This window comes from Microbacterium sediminis, from assembly GCF_004564075.1.
Lineage (GTDB): Bacteria > Actinomycetota > Actinomycetes > Actinomycetales > Microbacteriaceae > Microbacterium > Microbacterium sediminis.
The window spans coordinates 546865-564736 of record NZ_CP038256.1 but is presented as its reverse complement, the minus strand read 5'-3'; the positions used below and the strand labels follow the sequence as shown (position 1 = coordinate 564736).

24 protein-coding genes and 1 pseudogene are annotated in these 17872 nt (G+C 69.9%); 12 read left to right on the top strand and 13 right to left on the bottom strand.

Annotated features, from left to right (window positions below; all coding sequences use genetic code 11):
* Nucleotides 1-13: 13 nt before the first annotated feature.
* Both purN and E3O41_RS02760 read right to left on the bottom strand, forming a co-directional pair.
* Nucleotides 14-601, bottom strand: coding sequence for a phosphoribosylglycinamide formyltransferase (gene purN, locus E3O41_RS02765; RefSeq protein ID WP_067027592.1), 588 nt, complete (start codon nt 599-601; stop codon nt 14-16).
* A gap of 51 nt (nt 602-652) precedes the next feature.
* Nucleotides 653-1945 (bottom strand): cell division protein PerM, encoded by a 1293-nt coding sequence (locus tag E3O41_RS02760; RefSeq protein WP_179954883.1) that lies wholly within the window; start codon nt 1943-1945, stop codon nt 653-655.
* A gap of 83 nt (nt 1946-2028) precedes the next feature.
* Here E3O41_RS02760 and E3O41_RS02755 point away from each other — a divergent pair, with 83 nt between their 5' ends.
* On the top strand, nt 2029-2466 hold the full coding sequence (locus tag E3O41_RS02755) for a nitroreductase family deazaflavin-dependent oxidoreductase (RefSeq protein ID WP_067027597.1): 438 nt from the start codon (nt 2029-2031) through the stop codon (nt 2464-2466).
* 84 nt (nt 2467-2550) lie between these two features.
* Here E3O41_RS02755 and sucD read toward each other — a convergent pair whose 3' ends face one another.
* The 3 genes from sucD to E3O41_RS14090 all read right to left on the bottom strand — a co-directional run bounded on the left by sucD (nt 2551) and on the right by E3O41_RS14090 (nt 5013).
* Nucleotides 2551-3453, bottom strand: coding sequence for a succinate--CoA ligase subunit alpha (sucD, locus tag E3O41_RS02750; RefSeq protein WP_067027600.1), 903 nt, complete (start codon nt 3451-3453; stop codon nt 2551-2553).
* A gap of 28 nt (nt 3454-3481) precedes the next feature.
* Nucleotides 3482-4648, bottom strand: a complete 1167-nt coding sequence (gene sucC / locus E3O41_RS02745) for an ADP-forming succinate--CoA ligase subunit beta (RefSeq protein WP_067027602.1) — start codon at nt 4646-4648, stop codon at nt 3482-3484.
* 197 nt (nt 4649-4845) lie between these two features.
* The gene (locus E3O41_RS14090) at nt 4846-5013 is read right to left on the bottom strand and encodes a hypothetical protein (protein WP_158231532.1); all 168 of its coding nucleotides are present in this window, start codon (nt 5011-5013) and stop codon (nt 4846-4848) included.
* 146 nt (nt 5014-5159) lie between these two features.
* Between E3O41_RS14090 and E3O41_RS02740 the strand changes: the two genes are divergently transcribed.
* On the top strand, nt 5160-6386 hold the full coding sequence (locus tag E3O41_RS02740) for an acyl-CoA dehydrogenase family protein (protein WP_067027604.1): 1227 nt from the start codon (nt 5160-5162) through the stop codon (nt 6384-6386).
* 22 nt (nt 6387-6408) lie between these two features.
* On the opposite strand, the gene E3O41_RS02735 is transcribed toward E3O41_RS02740, so the two are convergent.
* The gene (locus E3O41_RS02735; RefSeq protein ID WP_135011982.1) at nt 6409-7272 is read right to left on the bottom strand and encodes an alpha/beta hydrolase; all 864 of its coding nucleotides are present in this window, start codon (nt 7270-7272) and stop codon (nt 6409-6411) included.
* A gap of 143 nt (nt 7273-7415) precedes the next feature.
* Between E3O41_RS02735 and E3O41_RS14525 the strand changes: the two are divergent.
* Nucleotides 7416-7523, top strand: a pseudogene (locus E3O41_RS14525) (ATP-dependent DNA ligase); the annotation flags it as partial.
* Nucleotides 7524-7555: 32 nt separating this feature from the next.
* Here the strand turns inward: E3O41_RS14525 and E3O41_RS02725 are convergent.
* The 4 genes from E3O41_RS02725 to E3O41_RS02710 form a co-directional block, all read right to left on the bottom strand.
* Complete coding sequence (locus E3O41_RS02725) at nt 7556-8518, bottom strand: F510_1955 family glycosylhydrolase (RefSeq protein ID WP_135011980.1); 963 nt, start codon at nt 8516-8518, stop codon at nt 7556-7558.
* A gap of 15 nt (nt 8519-8533) precedes the next feature.
* Nucleotides 8534-9142 carry a DUF305 domain-containing protein gene (locus E3O41_RS02720; protein WP_067027607.1) on the bottom strand — a complete coding sequence of 203 codons (609 nt, stop codon included), beginning with the start codon at nt 9140-9142 and terminating at the stop codon, nt 8534-8536.
* 69 nt (nt 9143-9211) lie between these two features.
* The gene (locus E3O41_RS02715) at nt 9212-9673 is read right to left on the bottom strand and encodes a DUF6153 family protein (RefSeq protein ID WP_067027609.1); all 462 of its coding nucleotides are present in this window, start codon (nt 9671-9673) and stop codon (nt 9212-9214) included.
* Nucleotides 9674-9716: 43 nt separating this feature from the next.
* Nucleotides 9717-11660, bottom strand: a complete 1944-nt coding sequence (locus E3O41_RS02710) for a heavy metal translocating P-type ATPase (protein ID WP_067027655.1) — start codon at nt 11658-11660, stop codon at nt 9717-9719.
* 30 nt (nt 11661-11690) lie between these two features.
* Here E3O41_RS02710 and E3O41_RS14380 point away from each other — a divergent pair, with 30 nt between their 5' ends.
* A complete protein-coding gene (locus E3O41_RS14380) occupies nt 11691-12038 on the top strand; it encodes a hypothetical protein (RefSeq protein ID WP_067027611.1) in 348 nt (115 codons plus the stop codon).
* Here the strand turns inward: E3O41_RS14380 and E3O41_RS02705 are convergent.
* Together E3O41_RS02705 and E3O41_RS02700 are read right to left on the bottom strand one after the other, a co-directional pair.
* On the bottom strand, nt 12025-12348 hold the full coding sequence (locus E3O41_RS02705) for a heavy-metal-associated domain-containing protein (protein WP_067027614.1): 324 nt from the start codon (nt 12346-12348) through the stop codon (nt 12025-12027). The two genes, E3O41_RS14380 and E3O41_RS02705, sit on opposite strands and share 14 nt — an antisense overlap.
* 25 nt (nt 12349-12373) lie before the next feature.
* Nucleotides 12374-12655, bottom strand: coding sequence for a metal-sensitive transcriptional regulator (locus tag E3O41_RS02700; RefSeq protein ID WP_067027616.1), 282 nt, complete (start codon nt 12653-12655; stop codon nt 12374-12376).
* A 113-nt stretch (nt 12656-12768) separates the two neighbouring features.
* On the opposite strand from E3O41_RS02700, the gene E3O41_RS02695 reads away from it, so the two are divergent.
* Genes E3O41_RS02695 through E3O41_RS02675 form a run of 5 tightly spaced genes read left to right on the top strand, consistent with a single transcriptional unit; the run spans nt 12769 to nt 15257 of the window.
* On the top strand, nt 12769-13173 hold the full coding sequence (locus tag E3O41_RS02695; RefSeq protein ID WP_067027657.1) for a four-helix bundle copper-binding protein: 405 nt from the start codon (nt 12769-12771) through the stop codon (nt 13171-13173).
* Nucleotides 13170-13691 (top strand): DUF305 domain-containing protein, encoded by a 522-nt coding sequence (locus tag E3O41_RS02690; RefSeq protein ID WP_233441183.1) that lies wholly within the window; start codon nt 13170-13172, stop codon nt 13689-13691. Before E3O41_RS02695 ends, E3O41_RS02690 begins: the two co-directional genes overlap by 4 nt.
* Before the next feature lie 38 nt (nt 13692-13729).
* On the top strand, nt 13730-14239 hold the full coding sequence (locus E3O41_RS02685; protein WP_240482474.1) for a cytochrome c oxidase assembly protein: 510 nt from the start codon (nt 13730-13732) through the stop codon (nt 14237-14239).
* Complete coding sequence (locus E3O41_RS02680; RefSeq protein WP_067027620.1) at nt 14236-14760, top strand: DUF2243 domain-containing protein; 525 nt, start codon at nt 14236-14238, stop codon at nt 14758-14760. The genes E3O41_RS02685 and E3O41_RS02680 overlap by 4 nt, the downstream gene beginning before the upstream one ends.
* A 17-nt stretch (nt 14761-14777) precedes the next feature.
* A complete protein-coding gene (locus E3O41_RS02675; protein ID WP_240482475.1) occupies nt 14778-15257 on the top strand; it encodes a hypothetical protein in 480 nt (159 codons plus the stop codon).
* Between the two features lie 47 nt (nt 15258-15304).
* Here the strand turns inward: E3O41_RS02675 and E3O41_RS02670 are convergent, their stop codons facing one another.
* Nucleotides 15305-15601 carry a metal-sensitive transcriptional regulator gene (locus E3O41_RS02670; protein ID WP_055988447.1) on the bottom strand — a complete coding sequence of 99 codons (297 nt, stop codon included), beginning with the start codon at nt 15599-15601 and terminating at the stop codon, nt 15305-15307.
* A gap of 105 nt (nt 15602-15706) precedes the next feature.
* On the opposite strand from E3O41_RS02670, the gene E3O41_RS02665 reads away from it, so the two are divergent.
* The 3 genes from E3O41_RS02665 to E3O41_RS02655 all read left to right on the top strand — a co-directional run bounded on the left by E3O41_RS02665 (nt 15707) and on the right by E3O41_RS02655 (nt 17867).
* Entirely contained in the window at nt 15707-15892 is a 186-nt protein-coding gene (locus tag E3O41_RS02665; RefSeq protein ID WP_055988449.1) for a hypothetical protein, read from the top strand.
* A gap of 15 nt (nt 15893-15907) precedes the next feature.
* Nucleotides 15908-16270 (top strand): thioredoxin, encoded by a 363-nt coding sequence (gene trxA, locus E3O41_RS02660; RefSeq protein WP_055988450.1) that lies wholly within the window; start codon nt 15908-15910, stop codon nt 16268-16270.
* Between the two features lie 184 nt (nt 16271-16454).
* Nucleotides 16455-17867 carry an MBL fold metallo-hydrolase gene (locus E3O41_RS02655; RefSeq protein ID WP_055988452.1) on the top strand — a complete coding sequence of 471 codons (1413 nt, stop codon included), beginning with the start codon at nt 16455-16457 and terminating at the stop codon, nt 17865-17867.
* Nucleotides 17868-17872 lie beyond the last annotated feature (5 nt).

Below are 17872 nucleotides of genomic sequence, written 5' to 3'. Positions count from 1 at the left end.
AGTGCTCCTTGGGTCAGGCGGGGTGGGAGAGGTCGAGCTCGCCCGTGGCGACGCGGCGGACCACGTCGATCAGCAGGCGTCGTTCGACGGGCTTGATGCGGTCGTGCAGCGAGTCCTCGGTGTCGCCGGGGAACACGGGCACGCGCTCCTGCGCGAGGATCGGCCCCGTGTCCACGCCGTCGTCGACGAGGATCACGCTCGCCCCGGTCTGCTCGGCACCGGCGGCGAGGGCGTCGCGGACGCCGTGCGCGCCGGGGAACTCGGGCAGGTAGGCGGGGTGGGTGTTGATGATGTTTGGCGCGAACTCGGCCACGACGTCGCGCGGCAGCAGGCGCATGAGGCCGCTCAGCACGATGAGGTCGGGCTGCCACGCCCGCAGCTGATCGGCGAGCTCGGCGCCCCATTCCTCGCGCGAGGCGAACTCGCGGAACGGCACCGTGAACGAGGGCACCCCGAAGTCGGCGGCGTGCTGCAGGCCCTCGGCCATCCGGTCCGCACCCACCACGACGACGCGGGCGGGGTACGAGGGGTCGCTCGCGGCCTCCAGGAGGGCGCGGAGATTGCTGCCCGTGCCCGAGATGAGGACGGCGACGGTGAGCACCGGATCAGTCTAGTTCGCCGCGCGGCGGCTCACCGAACCCCCGTCCCGGACTCAGTCGGCCTCGCGCTCGGCGACCGCCCGCTCGTCGGCCGTGAGCCACGCGTCGCCGTCGTCGGTCGCGCGGTCCGGCCGCGGCCGGCCGACGACCGGCCCGAGCAGCAGGATCCCGGCGCCGATGAGCACCTCGATGCCCACGGCGAGCGCGACGGCGCCCGGCTCGGGCCCGAGGTGCGCGAGCCGGCCGGGTCCGATGGATCCGGAGGCCGCCGCGGCCAGCAGGGCCGCCGCCGCGCCCGAGAGCGCCGCGACACCCACCGCCGCGAGCGCGCGCGGCCCGACGGGCTCCTCGCCCGCCTCGCGCGCGCCGGCCATGCGCGCCCGCAGCGCCCACCCGGCGAGCGCGCCGAGCGCCACCGGCACGAGCGCGGCCAGCAGCAGCAGCGGATGACCGGACTCGGGGACCAGCCCGAACACGGGGATCCCCGGCACGAGGCCGACCGTGCTGCTCACGGGCGAGACCGTGGCCCCGGCGCCCAGGGCGAAGCCGGGCCCGGCGATCCACGAGATCGCCCACACGATGAAGGTCGGCAGGTACGCGAGGTGCGCGAGCGTCAGCGCGGCCGCGCCGAGCCCGTCGACCTGCGCGGCCTGGAACAGGGCGATCACGTCGCCGCCGCGCGTGAAGGCGCGCAGCGCCACGAGGGCGCCGCCGGCCGCGACGAGCCCGAGGATCACGATCGCGGCGCCCCGCACGGCAAGCGCCGGCAGCTCCCGCCAGGACGGAGGGAGCCGGTCGACGAGATCGTGGAGGCGGTCGATCGGGCCGGTGTCGCCCTCGTCCCACGCCGCCGCGATCACGCCGCCGAGCGCCCCGGCCGCGTAGAGTCCGGTCGGCGCGAGCACGGCGGCCCAGCCGGGCACCGAGGCCACGGGGTTGCCCGAGGTGAGCATCACGATGAGCGAGAGCAGGGCGGTGGTGGCGACGCCCGCCGCCACGCCCGTGCCCCAGGCGCCGACCGCGACGGCGCGGCGGCCGGAGCGCGCCGCGAACAGCAGCACGAAGGCGGCGAAGGCGAGCGGTGCGAGCGAGACGGCGAAGGCGCCGGCCTCGTCGGGCAGGCCCGCGTCGCGCAGGTAGGTCTCGTCGAGCGCGAGCTGCGAGGGCACGAGGTTGCCGAGCTGCCAGATCCGCGCGGAGGCCGGCCACAGCGCGTGCCAGTCGGCCGTGCCGCCGAACGTGAAGATCCACAGCAGGGTGAGCGGGGCGAGCACGGCGCCGATGCCGACGGCCGCCGCGACGACGGCATCGACGGCGGCGAGCAGGGCGACGAGAAGGCGATGCATGGGCGCTCTCGAGCCTAGGCGCGCGAGGCGCGGATCCCCGTCGCCCATGCCGCGAATCCGTCCTGTGCCCTAGCCTGGGCGCCATGGCGGGCACCTACCGATCCACTCCCCTGCGCCGCGCGATCGATCGCCTCATGGCCGCGCTCGGCCGGCGCGGTCTGGCGCCCGGCGGGATCGCGTCGCTCACCGTCGTCGGCCGCGCCACCGGCGCGCCGCGCACGGTGCCGGTGACGCCCATCGTGTGGGACGGGCGCCGGTACCTCGTGGCGCCGTACGGCCCGGTGGGCTGGGTGCACAACCTCCGGGCCGCGGGCGAGGGCCTGCTGCAGCGCGGATCGCGCGCCGAGCGCGTGCGGGCCGAGGAGCTCGACCCGCGCGCCGCCGCCCCGGTGCTCCGTGCGTACGTGCGCAAGGTGCCGATCGTGCGCCCGCACGTCGCGGCGGGCCCCGACGACGACCTCGCGGCCTTCGAGGCGATCGCGCCGCGGCATCCGGTCTTCGCGCTCACGCCCGTCGCCTGAGCGCGCCGAGACGAAGCGCGACCGGCGCGAACGCCGAAGGGCGCCGCCCCGGGAGGAGCGACGCCCTTCGGGCAGCGAGTCGGATCAGAGCGACTGCATGATCTCGCGCATGAGCGCGGCGGTCTCGCTGGGGGTCTTGCCGACCTTGACGCCGGCGGCCTCGAGGGCCTCCTTCTTCGCGGCGGCGGTGCCGGCCGAGCCCGAGACGATCGCGCCGGCGTGGCCCATCGTCTTGCCCTCGGGGGCGGTGAAGCCCGCCACGTAGCCGACGACCGGCTTGGTGACGTGCGCCTTGATGTACTCGGCCGCACGCTCCTCGGCGTCGCCGCCGATCTCGCCGATCATGACGATCGCCTTGGTCTCGGGGTCGCTCTCGAACGCCTCGAGCGCGTCGATGTGCGTGGTGCCGATGACCGGGTCGCCGCCGATGCCGATGGCGGTCGAGAAGCCGAAGTCCTTCAGCTCGAACATCATCTGGTAGGTGAGCGTGCCCGACTTCGAGACGAGGCCGATCGGGCCCTTGCCCGTGATGTTCGCCGGCGTGATGCCCGCGAGCGCCTCGCCCGGCGTGATGATGCCGGGGCAGTTCGGGCCGATGATGCGGGTCTTGTTGCCCTTGGCCTTGGCGTAGGCCCACGCCTCGGCGGTGTCGCCGACGGGCACGCCCTCGGTGATCACGACGAGCAGCGGGATCTCGGCGTCGATGGCCTCGATCATCGCGTCCTTGGTGAAGGCCGGCGGCACGAAGGCGACCGACACGTCGGCGCCGGCCTTCTCCATGGCCTCCTTGACCGATCCGAAGACCGGCAGCTCGACCTCGCCCGCGCCGGGCTTCTCGTGCGTCACGGTGGTGCCGGCCTTGCGCGCGTTCACGCCGCCGACGATGTTGGTGCCCGCCTTGAGCATGAGGGCGGTGTGCTTGGTGCCCTCGCCGCCGGTGATGCCCTGGACGATGACCTTGGAGTCCTTGTTGAGGTAGATCGACATCTCTCTAGTCCTTTATCCGATCCGCGGCTCAGGCGTTCGCCAGCTCGGCGGCCTTGTCGGCGCCCTCGTCCATGCCTGCGGCGAGGGTGACGAGCGGGTGGTTGGCGGCGGCGAGGATCGCGCGACCCTCCTCGACCTGGTTGCCGTCGAGGCGCACGACGAGCGGCTTGGTCGCCGCGTCGCCGAGGATCTCGAGAGCCTTGACGATGCCCTCCGCGACGGCCACGCACGAGGTGATGCCGCCGAAGACGTTCACGAAGACGCTCTTGACCTGCTCGTCGCCGAGGATCACGTCGAGGCCGTTGGCCATGACCTGGGCGTTCGCGCCACCGCCGATGTCGAGGAAGTTCGCCGGCTTCACGCCGCCGTGGTTCTCGCCCGCGTAGGCGACGACATCGAGCGTCGACATGACCAGGCCCGCGCCGTTGCCGATGATGCCGACCTGGCCGTCGAGCTTGACGTAGTTGAGGCCGTTCGCCTTGGCCTTGGCCTCGAGCGGGTCGGCGGCGTCCTTGTCCTCGAGCTCCTCGTGCTCGGGGTGGCGCACCTCGGTGCCGTTGTCGTCGAGGGTGACCTTGCCGTCGAGGGCGATGATGTCGCCGGCGCCGGTGAGCACGAGCGGGTTCACCTCGACGAGCGTGGCGTCCTCGCCCTTGTAGACGTCGTAGAGCTTGACGAAGACGTCCGCGACCTTCTCGACGAGCTCCTCGGGGAACTTCGCCTCGCGGGCGATCTCGAGCGCCTTGGCCTTGTCGATGCCCTGCAGCGGGTCGACCTCGACGCGCGCGAGCGCCTCGGGCTTCTCGACCGCGAGCTGCTCGATCTCCATGCCGCCCTCGACGCTGCACAGCGACAGGTACGAGCGGTTGGCGCGGTCCAGCAGCACCGAGAAGTAGAACTCCTGGGCGATGTCGGCGCCCTGGGCGACCATGACGCGCTTGACGACGTGGCCCTTGATGTCGAGGCCGAGGATCGCCTGGGCCGCCTCGTACGCCTCGTCGGGGGTCTTCGCGACCTTGACGCCGCCCGCCTTGCCGCGGCCACCGGTCTTCACCTGGGCCTTGACGACGACCACGCCGCCGATCTTCTCCGCTGCTGCCTTCACCTCCTCGGGGGTGTCGGCGACGATGCCGGCGAGAACTGGCACCTCGTACTTCTCGAAAAGGTCTCGAGCCTGGTACTCGTAGAGATCCACGTTGAATCCTTCAGTGGGGAGCGTGGGGCCGGAGGCGCGGAAAACGTCTCGACGTCGAGCGAACTCGACCAAGAGGCAAGCGTACTACCGGCCGGTGACCGCCCCGAATCGCGCACCGGGCAGCGCCCGGGGCGGCGGCGCCGGAGACGACGAACGCACCCGGCCCGAGGGGCGCGGGTGCGTTCGGAACGTCTGGGTCAGCGCTGGTGCTTGGCTCCCGAGCGCGCGTGGATCGGCAGCGCCATCGCCGCGCAGATCAGCAGGATGCCGGCGGCGAAGACGACGCCCTGGAACGACGTGATCATGAATGCCACGGCGAACGCCGCGAAACCGGCGAGGAACAGGATGAGGCTGATCAGGAACATCGCGAGCCTTTCTGGAAGTCTCCGACGATCCTACCGTGCCCCCGCCCCGGCCCACGGCTGTCGGATCCTCACAACGGAATGCCCGCCCCGCGGCGCGGCGTCTACCGTGTGGCGTGGCGTTCCCCGAGCGAAGGAAGTGAACCGACGTGACCCGTGACCTCCCCGGCGACCGTACCGAGCCGTACGACGTGACCTCGCCCCTCGACACCGACTACTACGCGGTGTTCGCCGATGTCTCCGGCGCCGACCGCGAGGCCTGGAATCGCGCGCGCACGCTCGTGGGCGAGGTCTCCGGCCGCATGGCCGAGGCGTGGGACCGCGCGGAGTATCCGCTGGAGGTGGTGCCGCGCATGGGCGAGCTCGACCTCTACGCCGACGGCATCGAGCACCCCGAGATCACGCCGATGACGCCGCTGGCCGCCGGCCTGGTGAACATGGAGCTCTCGCGCGGCGACGGCTCGCTCGGCACGATCCTCGCCGTCCAGGGCGGCCTCGCGCTGCGCACGCTCGCCCTCTACGGCAGCCCGGAGCAGCAGCAGCGATGGCTCACGCCCCTCGCGACGGGCCAGGTGCTCGGCGCGTTCGCGCTGACCGAGCCGATGCACGGGTCCGACTCGACCTCGCTCGAGACCACGGCCCGCCGCGACGGCGCGGACTGGGTGATCTCCGGCGGCAAGAAGTGGATCGGCAACGGCGCCTCCGGCGGCATCACGTTCGTATGGGCGCGGATCGACGACGCCACCGATCCGGACCACGGCAAGGTCGGCTGCTTCCTCGTGGAGCAGGACACCCCCGGGTACCGGGCGAGCGTGATCGAGGGCAAGGTGTCGCTGCGCGCGATCCACCAGGCCCACATCCAGCTCGACGACGTCCGCGTGCCCGACGACGCCCGCCTGCCCGGCGCCCACTCCTTCGCCGACACCTCGCGCGTGCTGTTCGCCACGCGCTCCGGCGTGGCCTGGTCGGCGCTCGGCCACGCCACCGCCTGCTACGAGGCCGCGCTGTCGTACGCGACGCAGCGCGTGCAGTTCGGCAAGCCGCTGGCGAAGTTCCAGATGGTGCAGGAGCGGCTCACCCAGATGCTCGCCGACCTCACGGGCATGCAGCTGTTCTGCCGCCGCCTGGCCGACATCGAGGCCGCCGGCGCGCTGCGCCCCACGCAGGCCTCGCTCGCGAAGTACCACAACACGCGCACGGCCCGCCGGATCGCCCAGACGGCGCGCGACGTGCTCGGCGGCAACGGCATCCTGCTCGAGAACCGCGTGATCCAGCACCTCGCCGACATCGAGGCGATCCACACCTACGAGGGCACCGAGAGCGTGCAGGCGCTGCTCATCGGCCGCGACGTCACGGGCATAAGCGCCTTCGTCTGAGCCCGGCGCGCCGGCCCGGCCGTCACGCGGTCGCGGCGCGCAGCCACTCCTGCGCACGGTCGAGGAGCGCCCGCGCCGCCGGCGTCGTCCTCGCCCAGTTCTCGAACCCGTGCGGGGCGCCCTCCACGACATCGGTCGTCACCGGCACCCCCGCGCCCCGCAGCGCCTCGGCGTAGGCGCGATCCTCCGCGGCGAACAGCTCGATGTCGCCCCAGGTGAGGAACGCCGGCGGCAGCCCGCTCAGGTCGGTGCGCCGGGCCGGCGCAGCGTAGGCGGGGACGGCGTCGGCGCCGGGCGACGTGCCGAGATAGCCGGACCAGCCCTCGCGGTTGGCCTCGTTGTCCCACACGAAGTGCCGCTCGGCGTCCAGCTCGCGGCGCGCGGCGGTGCGATCGTCGAGCATCGGAGCGAACAGCCACTGCCCGCACGGCTGCACGCCGCCGTCGTCGTGGAGGCGCTGCACGAGGGCCGCTGCCAGTCCCCCGCCCGCACTCTCGCCGCCGACGACGATGCGCCGCGGATCCACGCCCAGCTCATCGGCGTGGTCGAGGAACCAGTGCCACGCGCCGCGGACGTCGTCGTGCGCGGCGGGGAACGGATGCTCGGGCGCGAACCGGTAGTTCGCCGAGACGACGACGAGCCCGAGCCGCTCCGCCGTCGACAGGCACAGCGCCTCGTCCTGCTTGGCATCGCCGAACAGGAGGCCTCCCCCGTGGATCCACAGCAGACCCCCGCCGCCGCGGGCGCCCGTCGGCACGTACACGCGCACCGTCGCGGCACCCGCGCGGGCCCGCGTCACGCGCACGGCGTCGGACCTCGGCACGATCAGCAGCCGCACCGCGATCCGGACGAGCCAGCGGGGCATCGACACCTGTGCGCGCTTCATCGGCCCGCGCAACTCGGGGAGGACGCGGTTCAGCTCCACGGGACCCCTCTCGACGCGTGATCCGACGATATCTCCCAGCCGTCCGATCGCGGGTCGTCCCGGCGGGGCTGGTGAGGCGCGCGCGGCGGCGGCAGGATGAGCGCATGCCCCACGACATCCCCGCGCCGATGCTCGCCAAGGCCGTGCCGGCGATCCCCGATCCCGCGAAGCATCCGGGCGGCCTGCTGTTCGAGCCGAAGTGGGACGGCTTCCTTCACTGAACCCGGGAAGGCCCGGTTGGACGTCAAGTGTGCGGCTCCGGGCGGAAGATCTCTTCCCAGGTGGTACCGAAGTCACGTGTCGTGACCACGCCACGTTGGTCGACGAGGGCGATCTCGTCGCCCGGCGTGACGGTGAGGGCCTGGGCGGCACCTTCGTACTCGCCTCCGGTGGCCCACTCGCCGCTGGGGAGCTGGTAGACGAGTGTGTTGTCGAAGCTGGTGCCGACCAGTAGCCCCAGGCTGTTCGTCGCGATCAGAACCATCCGCGGCGCAGTCTCGTCGAGCTCGAACGTCGCACCCGCGTCACGGCTGACATAGAGCCCTTCGGGAGTGGTCGCGTAGACGGTGTCGGAATCGTCGGGGTCGGCGAGCATGTCGCGTGCGTCGACGCCGACTCCGTCGTTCCAGGTGCGCCCGCCGTCGTCGGAGCGGTAGACGATGCCGAAGTTGTTCGCGTAGATGCGATTCGGATCGGATTCGCTGATGGCGAGGTCGTGGAAGTCGGCCTCACCGGTGAATGCGACGTTCGTCCAGGTGCGGGCGTTGTCGTCGGAGCGGATGAGGCCGAGATTCTGGCCGGCGAAGTGGTCGGGGCTGTTCGGCCCGGGGTGTCCGGAGGCATAGAGCTGACCGTCGACGGCGGTGAACCCCATGGCGTCGAAGTCGTTGCCGGCGACCGGTCCGCTGAGCTCCGCCGAGCGGGTGAGGGCGTCGAGTTGGTAGATGCCGCCGTGGCTGGCGATGAGCAGACCGCCCGTCTCGGGGTCGGAGGCGAGCCCGTGGATGTGCTCGAGGGCCACCTTGGTGTCGTGGTCGGGGTCCTCGGCTCGGATCAGAGCGCAGCCGGTGAAGAGGGGCGCAGTCAGGGCAAGGGCGGCGAAGGCGGCCAGGCGCCGTCGGGGAATGGCGGGGGTGAAAGGCATGGGAGATCTCCGGGATGGTTTGGGCAGGGCGGAGCCGGTGACCCACCCGGACGGGGTGGCCACCGGCGTGGCGGGTGCTCACAGCTGGGCGAGCAGCTCCTGCATCTCGGTGATCTCGGCGGTCTGGTCCTCGACGATCTTCTGCGCGAGGGCGACGGCGTCGGGGTTCTGGCCGTTGTCGATCTGGGCCTGAGCCATGTCGATCGCGCCCTGGTGGTGCATGATCATCTGCTCCAGGAACAGGCTCGATGCGGTTTCGCCGTCGGCTTCCTCGAGGGCGGCCATCTCCTCTTCGGACATCATGCCGCCGCCGTGGTCCATCCCACCCATGTCGGTGTCCTGGCCCCAGTCTTCGAGCCACTGGTTCATGGTCTCGATCTCCGGGCCCTGAGCGGCCTTGATGCGCTCGGCAAGCGCGACGACGTCCGGGTGAACCCCGTCCTTGGCCAGCAGAGTGTCGGACATCTCTATGGCCTGCTGGTGGTGCATGACCATCTCCATCGCGAACGTCACGTCCGCGTCGTTGAACACCGCGCCACTGGCCTCAGCGGAGGCGCTGGGCGAGCTGCTGGTGCCGTTGCCGTGGTCCATGCCTTCCATATCGGAGCCACCGGTGTCGCTGCAACCGGTCAGGACGAGCGCGGTCGCGAGGATGCCGGCGTGGAATGCAATCGTGCGGATCTTCATGAGGGTCTGTCTCCTAAGTCGTTGTTGAGGGGCGTGCCGAAGCACGGGATCTGCGACAGCAGATGACCCTCAGGTGCGACTGATGGAGAGGACGTTCAGATCGGGAGGAACCGGCGGCGCCTCCGTGAGCGTCGCCGTGGCATGTGGCGGCGCCTGAGCGCGCGCAATGGTGACGACCCGGCCGGGGCGAATGGCGAGAACGATGCTGACGGCGAGCAGGGCGAGCACGCACGCCATGAACGCCATCGCGTCCATGCCGCCCCCGCAGTCGCCCTCAGCGCAGGGATCCGCCGCGGAATGATCACCGGCTGTAGCCGCGTCCGGGCTCGCGACGTCAACCATCGCGGGCTCACCGCCATGGTGCGTGCTCTCGCTGATCACCACGGGAGCGTGGTGGGTGCTGCCGCTGCTGAGCACGTGCATGCCGACTAGGCCAATCAGCACCCCGATGACGGCCGCGGCGGTGAGTAGGAAGGTGCGCGCCAGTGTGGCGCTCGGACGCATCGCCTGGCGCAGCGTCATCACGCTCATCAGCGCACCTCCCTTCCCGCTCACAATCTACGAAACCCGCCTGTCAGGCACCACGCAAGACCGCTGCAGCGGTGATCTCGGGGCGCATGTCCAGCCGGCGCAACAGCTGCGCGTTCAGCGCGACGACGATCGTCGACAGCGACATCAGGATCGCCCCGACCGACATCGGGAGCACGAACCCGAACGGGGCGAGCACCCCGGCGGCGAGCGGGACGGCGATCAGGTTGTAACCGGCAGCCCACCACAGGTTCTGCTTCATCTTCCGGTAGCTTGCCCGCGACAGCTCCATCACCGACAGCACCGATCGCGGGTCGTCGCTGGCGAGGATGACACCGGCGGAGGCGATCGCGACGTCGGTGCCCGCACCGATCGCTATACCCACGTCGGCCTGGGCGAGGGCGGGAGCGTCGTTGACGCCGTCGCCGACCATCACGACCTTGCGGCCCTCCTCCTGCAGCTGCTTGACCTTGGAGGCCTTGTCCTCGGGACGCACGCCGGCGAAGAACCGGTCGATGCCAAGCTCCTCGGCCACGGAGGCGGCGACCGCTTCCGCATCGCCGGTGATCATCACGACCTGGACGCCGCGGACGTGGAGCGCCTCGATCGCCTCCCGGGACTCGCTGCGGATCTCATCGGCCAAGCGAAGCGCCCCGGCGACCTGACCGTCGATCAGGATGTGCAGGATGATCGCCCCCTCGCGGCGCCACTCGTCCGCGACGGGCAACTCGGCGGATCCCTCCTGCTCGAGCAGGTAGGGGCCGCCGACCTGTACCAGGTGCCCGTCGACGGTGGCGCGCACGCCGACCGCCGGTGAGGACTCGAACCCGGAGGATCCCGGCACCGCCAGTCGCTTCTCGCTCGCGCCGTTCACGATCGCGCGTGCCAGGGGGTGCTCAGAGTCCGCCTCGGCCGCCGCAGCGAGGGCGAGCAGCCGATCGGCGTCGATCCCGCCGGCGGGGTGCACCGCGGTGACCGCCGGAGCGCCCTTCGTCAGGGTGCCGGTCTTGTCGAACAGGACCGTGTCGATGGTGCGCATACTCTCCAGCGCCAACCGGTCCTTGATGAGCACTCCGCCGCGCGCGGCCCGCTCGGTGGCGATGGACACCACCAGCGGGATCGCCAGGCCCAGAGCGTGGGGGCAGGCGATCACGAGGACGGTGATGGTGCGGACCACGGCCTGATCTGGGAGGCCCAGCAGCGTCCATACCAGCGCGGTGATGACGCCTGCGATCAGGGCGAACCAGAACAGCAGCGCCGCGGCGCGGTCAGCGATTCGCTGCGCGCGGGACGAGGAGTTCTGCGCTTCGGCAACCAGCCGCTGGATGCCGGCGAGGGTGGTGTTCTCTCCGATCGCGGTGATCTCCACGCGCAGGCCCGAATCGGTCGCGACGGTGCCGGCGACGACCTGGTCGCCCTCGGAGCGGCGGACCGGGCGGGATTCGCCGGTGATCATGGCCTCGTCCATGCTCGCGGAGCCCTGCACGACCCGCCCGTCTGCGGGCACGCGGCCGCCCGGGCGGACCACCACGACGTCCCCGACACGCAGGTCGGCGGGGGCGACGGTGACGGTGGTGTCGCCCTCGATGCGCTCGGCCTCGTCCGGCAGCAGCGCGGCGAGGGAGTCCAGCGCGGACGTCGTCTGGGCAAGGGAGCGCATCTCGATCCAGTGCCCCAGCAGCATGATGACGATCAGCAGCGCGAGCTCCCACCAGAAGTCGAGCTCATGGTGCAGGACGCCCAGGCTCGCGCCCCACGAAGCCAGGAACGCGACCGTGATGGCCAGACCGATCAGCAGCATCATCCCGGGCTTGCGGGTGCGCAGCTCGCTGACCGCGCCGGTGAGGAAGGGCGCACCGCCCCACACGTACATCACCGTGCCGAGCACGGGTGAGATCCAGCTCACCCATGCGGCGTCGGGCAGCGCGTACCCGAGCAGCATGGCGAACATGCTCGAGAACGCCACCACCGGCACGGCGAGGGCGAGCATGATCCAGAACAGGCGGCGGAACTGCCCCACGTGATCACCGTGACCGGCATGCCCGCCATGGCCGACGTGCCCGCCATGACCAGCGTGCGCGGCTTGACCGGGATGCGCGCCGTGATTGTGCTCCGCTTGATCGTGACCGCTGTGGTCCTGGCTGCCGTGCGCTGCCGGTTCGGTCGCGACGGCTTCGCGCATACCCTCGGCGGTTGCCTCGGGATCCGTGTGCTCCGTGGTGCTGTCGTGTCCGGCGCGGTTGTGGCCGGTGTGCCGGTGCATGGTGTGATCGTGCTGGCTCATCGGAGCCTCCTCTGCGAGTTGCCGCCGCTGGACGGCCGGGAGGGCAGGAGTGGGTGGATGCTCGGCCGTGTCAGGCGTCGCTGACGGTGTAGCCGGCCTCAGCGACGGCGACGCGCAGCGCATCGGCGTCGACGGGAGCGGAGCTTCGGACCGTGACGGTCGAGGTGCCGCCCGCGGTGAGCGCGACCGACACGTCGTCCACGCCGGGAACCGCGGACAGCTCTTCGGTGACGCTGGCAATGCAGTGCGCGCACGTCATCCCCTCCACCAGCAGCGTGGCCGACAGTCCCGCTTCCACGGGCAGCTGTTGCGTCGTCGAGGCGCTCGGGGCGGCGCAGCAGGCGCATCCGACGCCGGCGTCCTTGAGACCCAGCTCGACTCGTTCGATCGTCATGATGATGTCCTTCCGGTGACGTGGTTCACGAGCGCACCAGGCGCGCGATGGCGGCGTTGGCTTCGCGGATCTTCTCCTCCGCGACCGGCCCGCCCTGCGCGGTAGCCTCGGCCACGCAGTGGCTGAGGTGGTCGCCGAGCAGCGACAGTGCCACCGCTTCGAGGGCCTTCGTCGCTGCGGAGACCTGCGTGAGGATGTCGATGCAGTAGTCGTCGTTCTCGACCATCCGCGCGATCCCCGCGACCTGTCCCTCCGCGCGGCGCAGCCTCTTCAGCAGCGCTTCCTTGTTGTCCGCGTACCCGTGCACGCGCCAATGATACATACCCCCACGGGGTATGCAACCCGGTGGGGGAATCTGTGCCGAGGCCCTACCGTGCCGAGGGTCGAGGAAGCGCCCCGATCGAGGAGAAGGAGGACGATATGACTGTTGCAGAGCAGATGCTGACCACTCACCCCCGGGCGGGCGCCGGCGCCGACACCGCGGCCTTGGTGCGCTGTATCGAGGCGTGCGTGGAGTGCGCCCAGGCGTGCACCGCGTGCGCAGATGCCTGCCTGAGCGAAGAGATGGTGGCTGACCTGACCGCGTGCATCCGCAAGAACCTCGACTGCGCCGACGTCTGCGCGACGACCGCCGCGGTCCTGTCGCGCCAGACCGGCTCGAACACCGACGTCCTGCGCGCCCAGCTCGAGGCATGCCGCGCGGCCTGTGCGTCGTGCGCGGCCGAGTGCGAGACGCACGCCCAGATGCACGAGCACTGCCGGGTGTGTGCCGAGGCCTGCCGCCGCTGCGAGCAGGCGTGCGCGGAGCTGTTGGGGGCACTGTGAGCCAGGCCGGGCACCACTCCGAGCACGAGGGCATGCCGCACTCGAAGCAGGGCGGGATGCAGCACGGGGGGATGGCGAGCTACGGCAAGCTCGCCATCTCCCTCGCACTCAGCTTCATCGTGATGTACCTGCTCACCTTCGCGATGATCAACGTCTTCGCCGACTTCCTGCCCAACATCAGCAACCTCTACATGGCGCTGATGATGGTGTTCCCGATGGGGATCATCATGATCGCCGTGATGTGGAAGATGTTCCCCAACAAGCCACTCAACATCGGACTGCTCGTCGGCTTCGCCGCGCTGTTCGTGGTGGCGTTCCTCATGGGCCGAGCAGAAGCATTCGTCGGGGATGACCAGTTCCTGCGGTCGATGATCCCGCACCACTCCCGCGCGATCCTCGTCTGCGAGCAGTCCAACATCACCGACTCCGAGATCGTCACGCTGTGTGAGCAGATCGTTCAGTCCCAGCAGGAGGAGATCGACCAGATGAAGGACATCCTCGAGCGGCTCAACGATTAGGGGTGGTGTCTGTGTCAGCTTGATTGAGCAGCTTCCCCGTGCGGATTATCACGCACCCGCTCGTCGCCGCGATCATCAACGTCGGCAGCCTCTGGGCGCTGTATCTGACACCGGTGTACGAGCTGATGCAGCAGGCCATGCTGGTGCACTGGCTGGTGATGGTGCACTTCCTGCTCGCCGGGTATCTCTACACCGTCTCTCTGGTGCCGATGGACCCGTCGCCGCACCGGGCCTCGTTCACCGTGCGGTCTGTCGCGCTCGTGCTGTCATTGGCCGCGCATAGCGTCCTCGCGAAAGTCCTGTACGCGTACCCGCTGGCGGGCGTGAGGGCCGCGGATGCTCACGCGGGCTCTCAGCTGATGTACTACGGCGGCGACGCTGTCGAGTTCGCCATCATCATGCTGCTGTGGGCGCAGTGGTACCGCACCACCGGACGAGGCCTCCGCGGCACAGGCACGCCGGGCGCAGCAGCCGCGCTGGAAACGGTCCCGGCCTCAAGCTCGCGCCTGCTCCGGTTCCCTGACATCAAGCCGAGGGGTTCAACATGACGAGCACGCAGACGGATACGCAGGTGACGACGCAGCGGACTTCGGCGCTGCGCAACAAGTCCTACTGGGCAGCGTTGCTGCTCGGCATAGCCACCATGGCCGCCATCGACGAGATCGTCTTTCACCAGATCCTCGCGTGGCACCACTTCTACGACAACGCCACCGCAGACATCGCGTTGCTCTCCGATGGCCTGCTCCACGCCGCCGAACTGTTCGTGTTCGCGGCCGGGTTCTTCCTGATGCTGGACGCACGACGGCGCGAGCAGTTCTGGGCCGCCGCCGCCTGGGCCGGCTTCCTGGTCGGCCTGGGCGTGTTCCAGCTGTGGGACGGCCTCATCGACCACAAAGTGCTCCAGCTGCACCAAATCCGTTACGGCGTCGATCTTCTGCCGTACGACATCGCCTGGAACGTCGGCGGTCTGGTGCTGCTGGTCGCGGGGATCGTCATGACGGTCATCCTCGCGCGACGTACGCGTCCCCAGGACGCACACGCTAATCGATCTCAGAGAGGAAAGTCCTGATGGGTACGACTTCACGAGTGAGCGGTGTGATCCGCGCGGCTGGCATCGGAGCTGTCGCCGGACTGGCCGGTGGGTCAGCGATGGTCGTCGGCGAAAAAGTAGAGCAAGCGATCACCCGCCGTCCGAACTCATACGTGCCCGGGCGTGTGCTGCTGACTCTGCTCGGCCGGCGGCCGACCGATGCAGACAAGCCCTTCATCTCCAACCACCTGATGCACTACGCCACCGCCGCGCTCCTCGGCGCGCTTCGCGGCGTGTGGGCCGCAGTCGGCATCCGCGGCGTCTACGCCAACGCCTGGCACAGCCTCGTGCGCCTCGGCTTCGATCAGACCGTTGAGAACGCGACCGGCGTCGGCGCCCCACCGCACACCTGGCCCCGACGCGAGCTGGTGGTCGACGTGCTTCACAAGGTTGTCTTCGCCGTCATCACGGGAATCGTCGCAGACCGGATGATCCGACCGCACTTGGTCTCCACCAGGGGGCGAACCAGCCACTGACCAGGGCGACGCGCGAGGCGCGTTAGCACGCCTTCCTTCCGCTAGGGCTATGCGAGGGAGAGGAAGAGTTTCTCGAGTTCTTCGGGGCGTGTGGCATCTTCTGCGTCTGGGTCGGCGAGGCACTCGCGGAGGGCGCTTGAGATGACGAGGAAGCCGGCCCTGTCGAGCGCCTTCGAGACGGCGGCGAGCTGCTGCACGACGTCGCGGCAGTGGGCGTCCTGTTCGACGGCGGTGATGACCGCTGCCAGCTGCCCGTGTGCTCGGCGGAGCCGGTTGACGACCTTGCGCTTTGCCTCCTGGTCGTGCTCCGGTGCCGCGTCCGCGAGTGTGGGTGTGCTTGCCATGAGAGGTCCTTTCGTGAGCCCGAGTTGACAACCAGCATACCCCCGGGGGTATAGTTGGGCTACCGGCGGCGAATACTCCCCCGGGTATAGCGAAGGGGTGCGCAGATGTGCCGAGCAGTGATGTGCCGCACGTGCGGCAAGACGACATGGGCCGGCTGCGGCCAGCATGTCGCGGCGGTGAAGAGCAGCGTCGCGAGCTCCGACTGGTGCGGTGGTCAGCACACCGCCGCGGAGCTGGAGGCGGCACAGGCGAACCGCGGCGGGTTCTGGTCACGCCTGTTCGGACGCTGAGGTCGGAGGACGCGCATGCCTACAAAGAACCTGACTGCTGAGACGTTCGAGAGCACCGTCACCGCCACCGGCATCGTGCTCGTGGACTTCTGGGCTGCCTGGTGCGGCCCGTGCCGCGCCTTCGCGCCCGTGTTCGAGTCCGCCTCGAACCGCCACCGCGACGTGGTGTTCGCAAAGGTCGACACCGAGGCTGAGCCTGAACTCTCGGCGGCTAACCGCATCACCTCGATCCCGACGCTCATGGTGTTCCGCGACGGAGTGCTCGTGTACTCCCAGCCCGGCGCGCTCCCGACACCGCAACTCGAGCTGCTGATCCAGAAGGCGCGTGAACTCGACATGGACGAGGTTCACCGGCAGCTCGCGCAGCGCACCGCCTAACCAACTCACACAGACTAAGAGCCCCGAAAGGAACACCATGTGCGCACGAATCATCTGCCCTGCGTGCGGCAAGCCCACGTGGGACGGCTGCGGCCAGCACATCGAGCAGGCCCTCGCAGGAGTCCCCGAGAACGAGCGCTGCTCATGCAACTGATCACGGATCACGAGGAAAGGAGCGATCGCGATGCTGCTTGAGCGCATCTACGACGAAGACCTCGCACAGGCCAGCTACCTGATCGGCTGCCAGCGCAGCGGCGAGGCCGTCGTGGTGGACCCACGACGCGATATCGGCGCTTATCTGGATCTCGCCGGCAAGCACGGCATGCGCATCGTCGCAGTGACCGAGACGCACATCCATGCCGACTACCTGTCCGGCACGCGCGAGCTCGCTGCGCACACCGGCGCGACCGCGTACGTATCCGACGAGGGCGGCCCGGACTGGACGTATGGGGCAGGCTTCGACACCGCCGTGCGCATGAAGCACGGTCACCAGATCACGCTGGGGAACGTCACGCTGGAAGCCGTTCACACCCCCGGACACACTCCCGAGCACCTGTCCTTCCTCATCACCGACGGCGCTCAGACCAACGAACCCGGCTACATGCTCACGGGCGACTTCGTCTTCGTCGGAGACGTCGGCCGGCCCGACCTGCTCGACGAGGCAGCCGGAGGCGTAGACACCCGCTTCGCAGGCGCCCACGCACTGTTCGCGAGCCTGCGCGATCACTTCCTCACACTTCCCGACTACGTGCAGGTGCTTCCCGCGCACGGATCCGGATCCGCCTGCGGAAAGGCGCTGGGAGCGATCGCCGCCTCCACGGTCGGGTACGAGCGTCGCTTCTCCTGGTGGGGTTCGTACCTCGCCAACGACGACGAGCAGGGCTTCGTCGAGGCGCTGCTGAGCGACCAGCCTGATGCCCACGCCTACTTCGCGCGGATGAAGACACAGAATCGTGTGGGACCGGCCGTGATCGGAGAGTTGCCGACGCTGAGCGAGTACACGACAGCCGAGCTGCTCGTCGCCCTGGCAGAGGATCGGGTGATCTTCGTCGACACCCGTCATCACAGTCAGGTGCACGAAGGAACGGTCGCGCGTTCGCTGAACGTGCCGGGCGAAGCCAAAGCGGCCACCTACGGATCGTGGGTCTACGACCCCGAAACCGAGTTCCGGCCCCTCGTGTTGCTGGCCGACTCCCGGGCCGCCGCAGAGCGGATCCGCGACCACCTCATCCGGGTCGGCATCGACAACGTACAAGGCTTCATCACGACCATCGAGGGTCTTTCATTGGTGCGTCCCAAGACTGTCGCGCCGGATCGGCTCGGTCAGATCGATCGCGCGCTTCTGCTGGATGTGCGCAACCGGACGGAGTTCGCCGCCGGCCACATCCCCGGCGCCGACCAGATGTCCGGCGGTCGCGTCATGTGGCACACCGACGGACTGCCTGAGACCGGCACCATCGTGACTTACTGCCAGAGCGGTGTCCGCAACAGCGTCACCGCGAGTGCCCTGCGGCGGGCCGGCTACGACATCGCCGAACTAGAGGGCAGCTACGCCGCATGGTCGGCGCTACCCGACGCAACCCGACCGGCCGCCTGACTCCC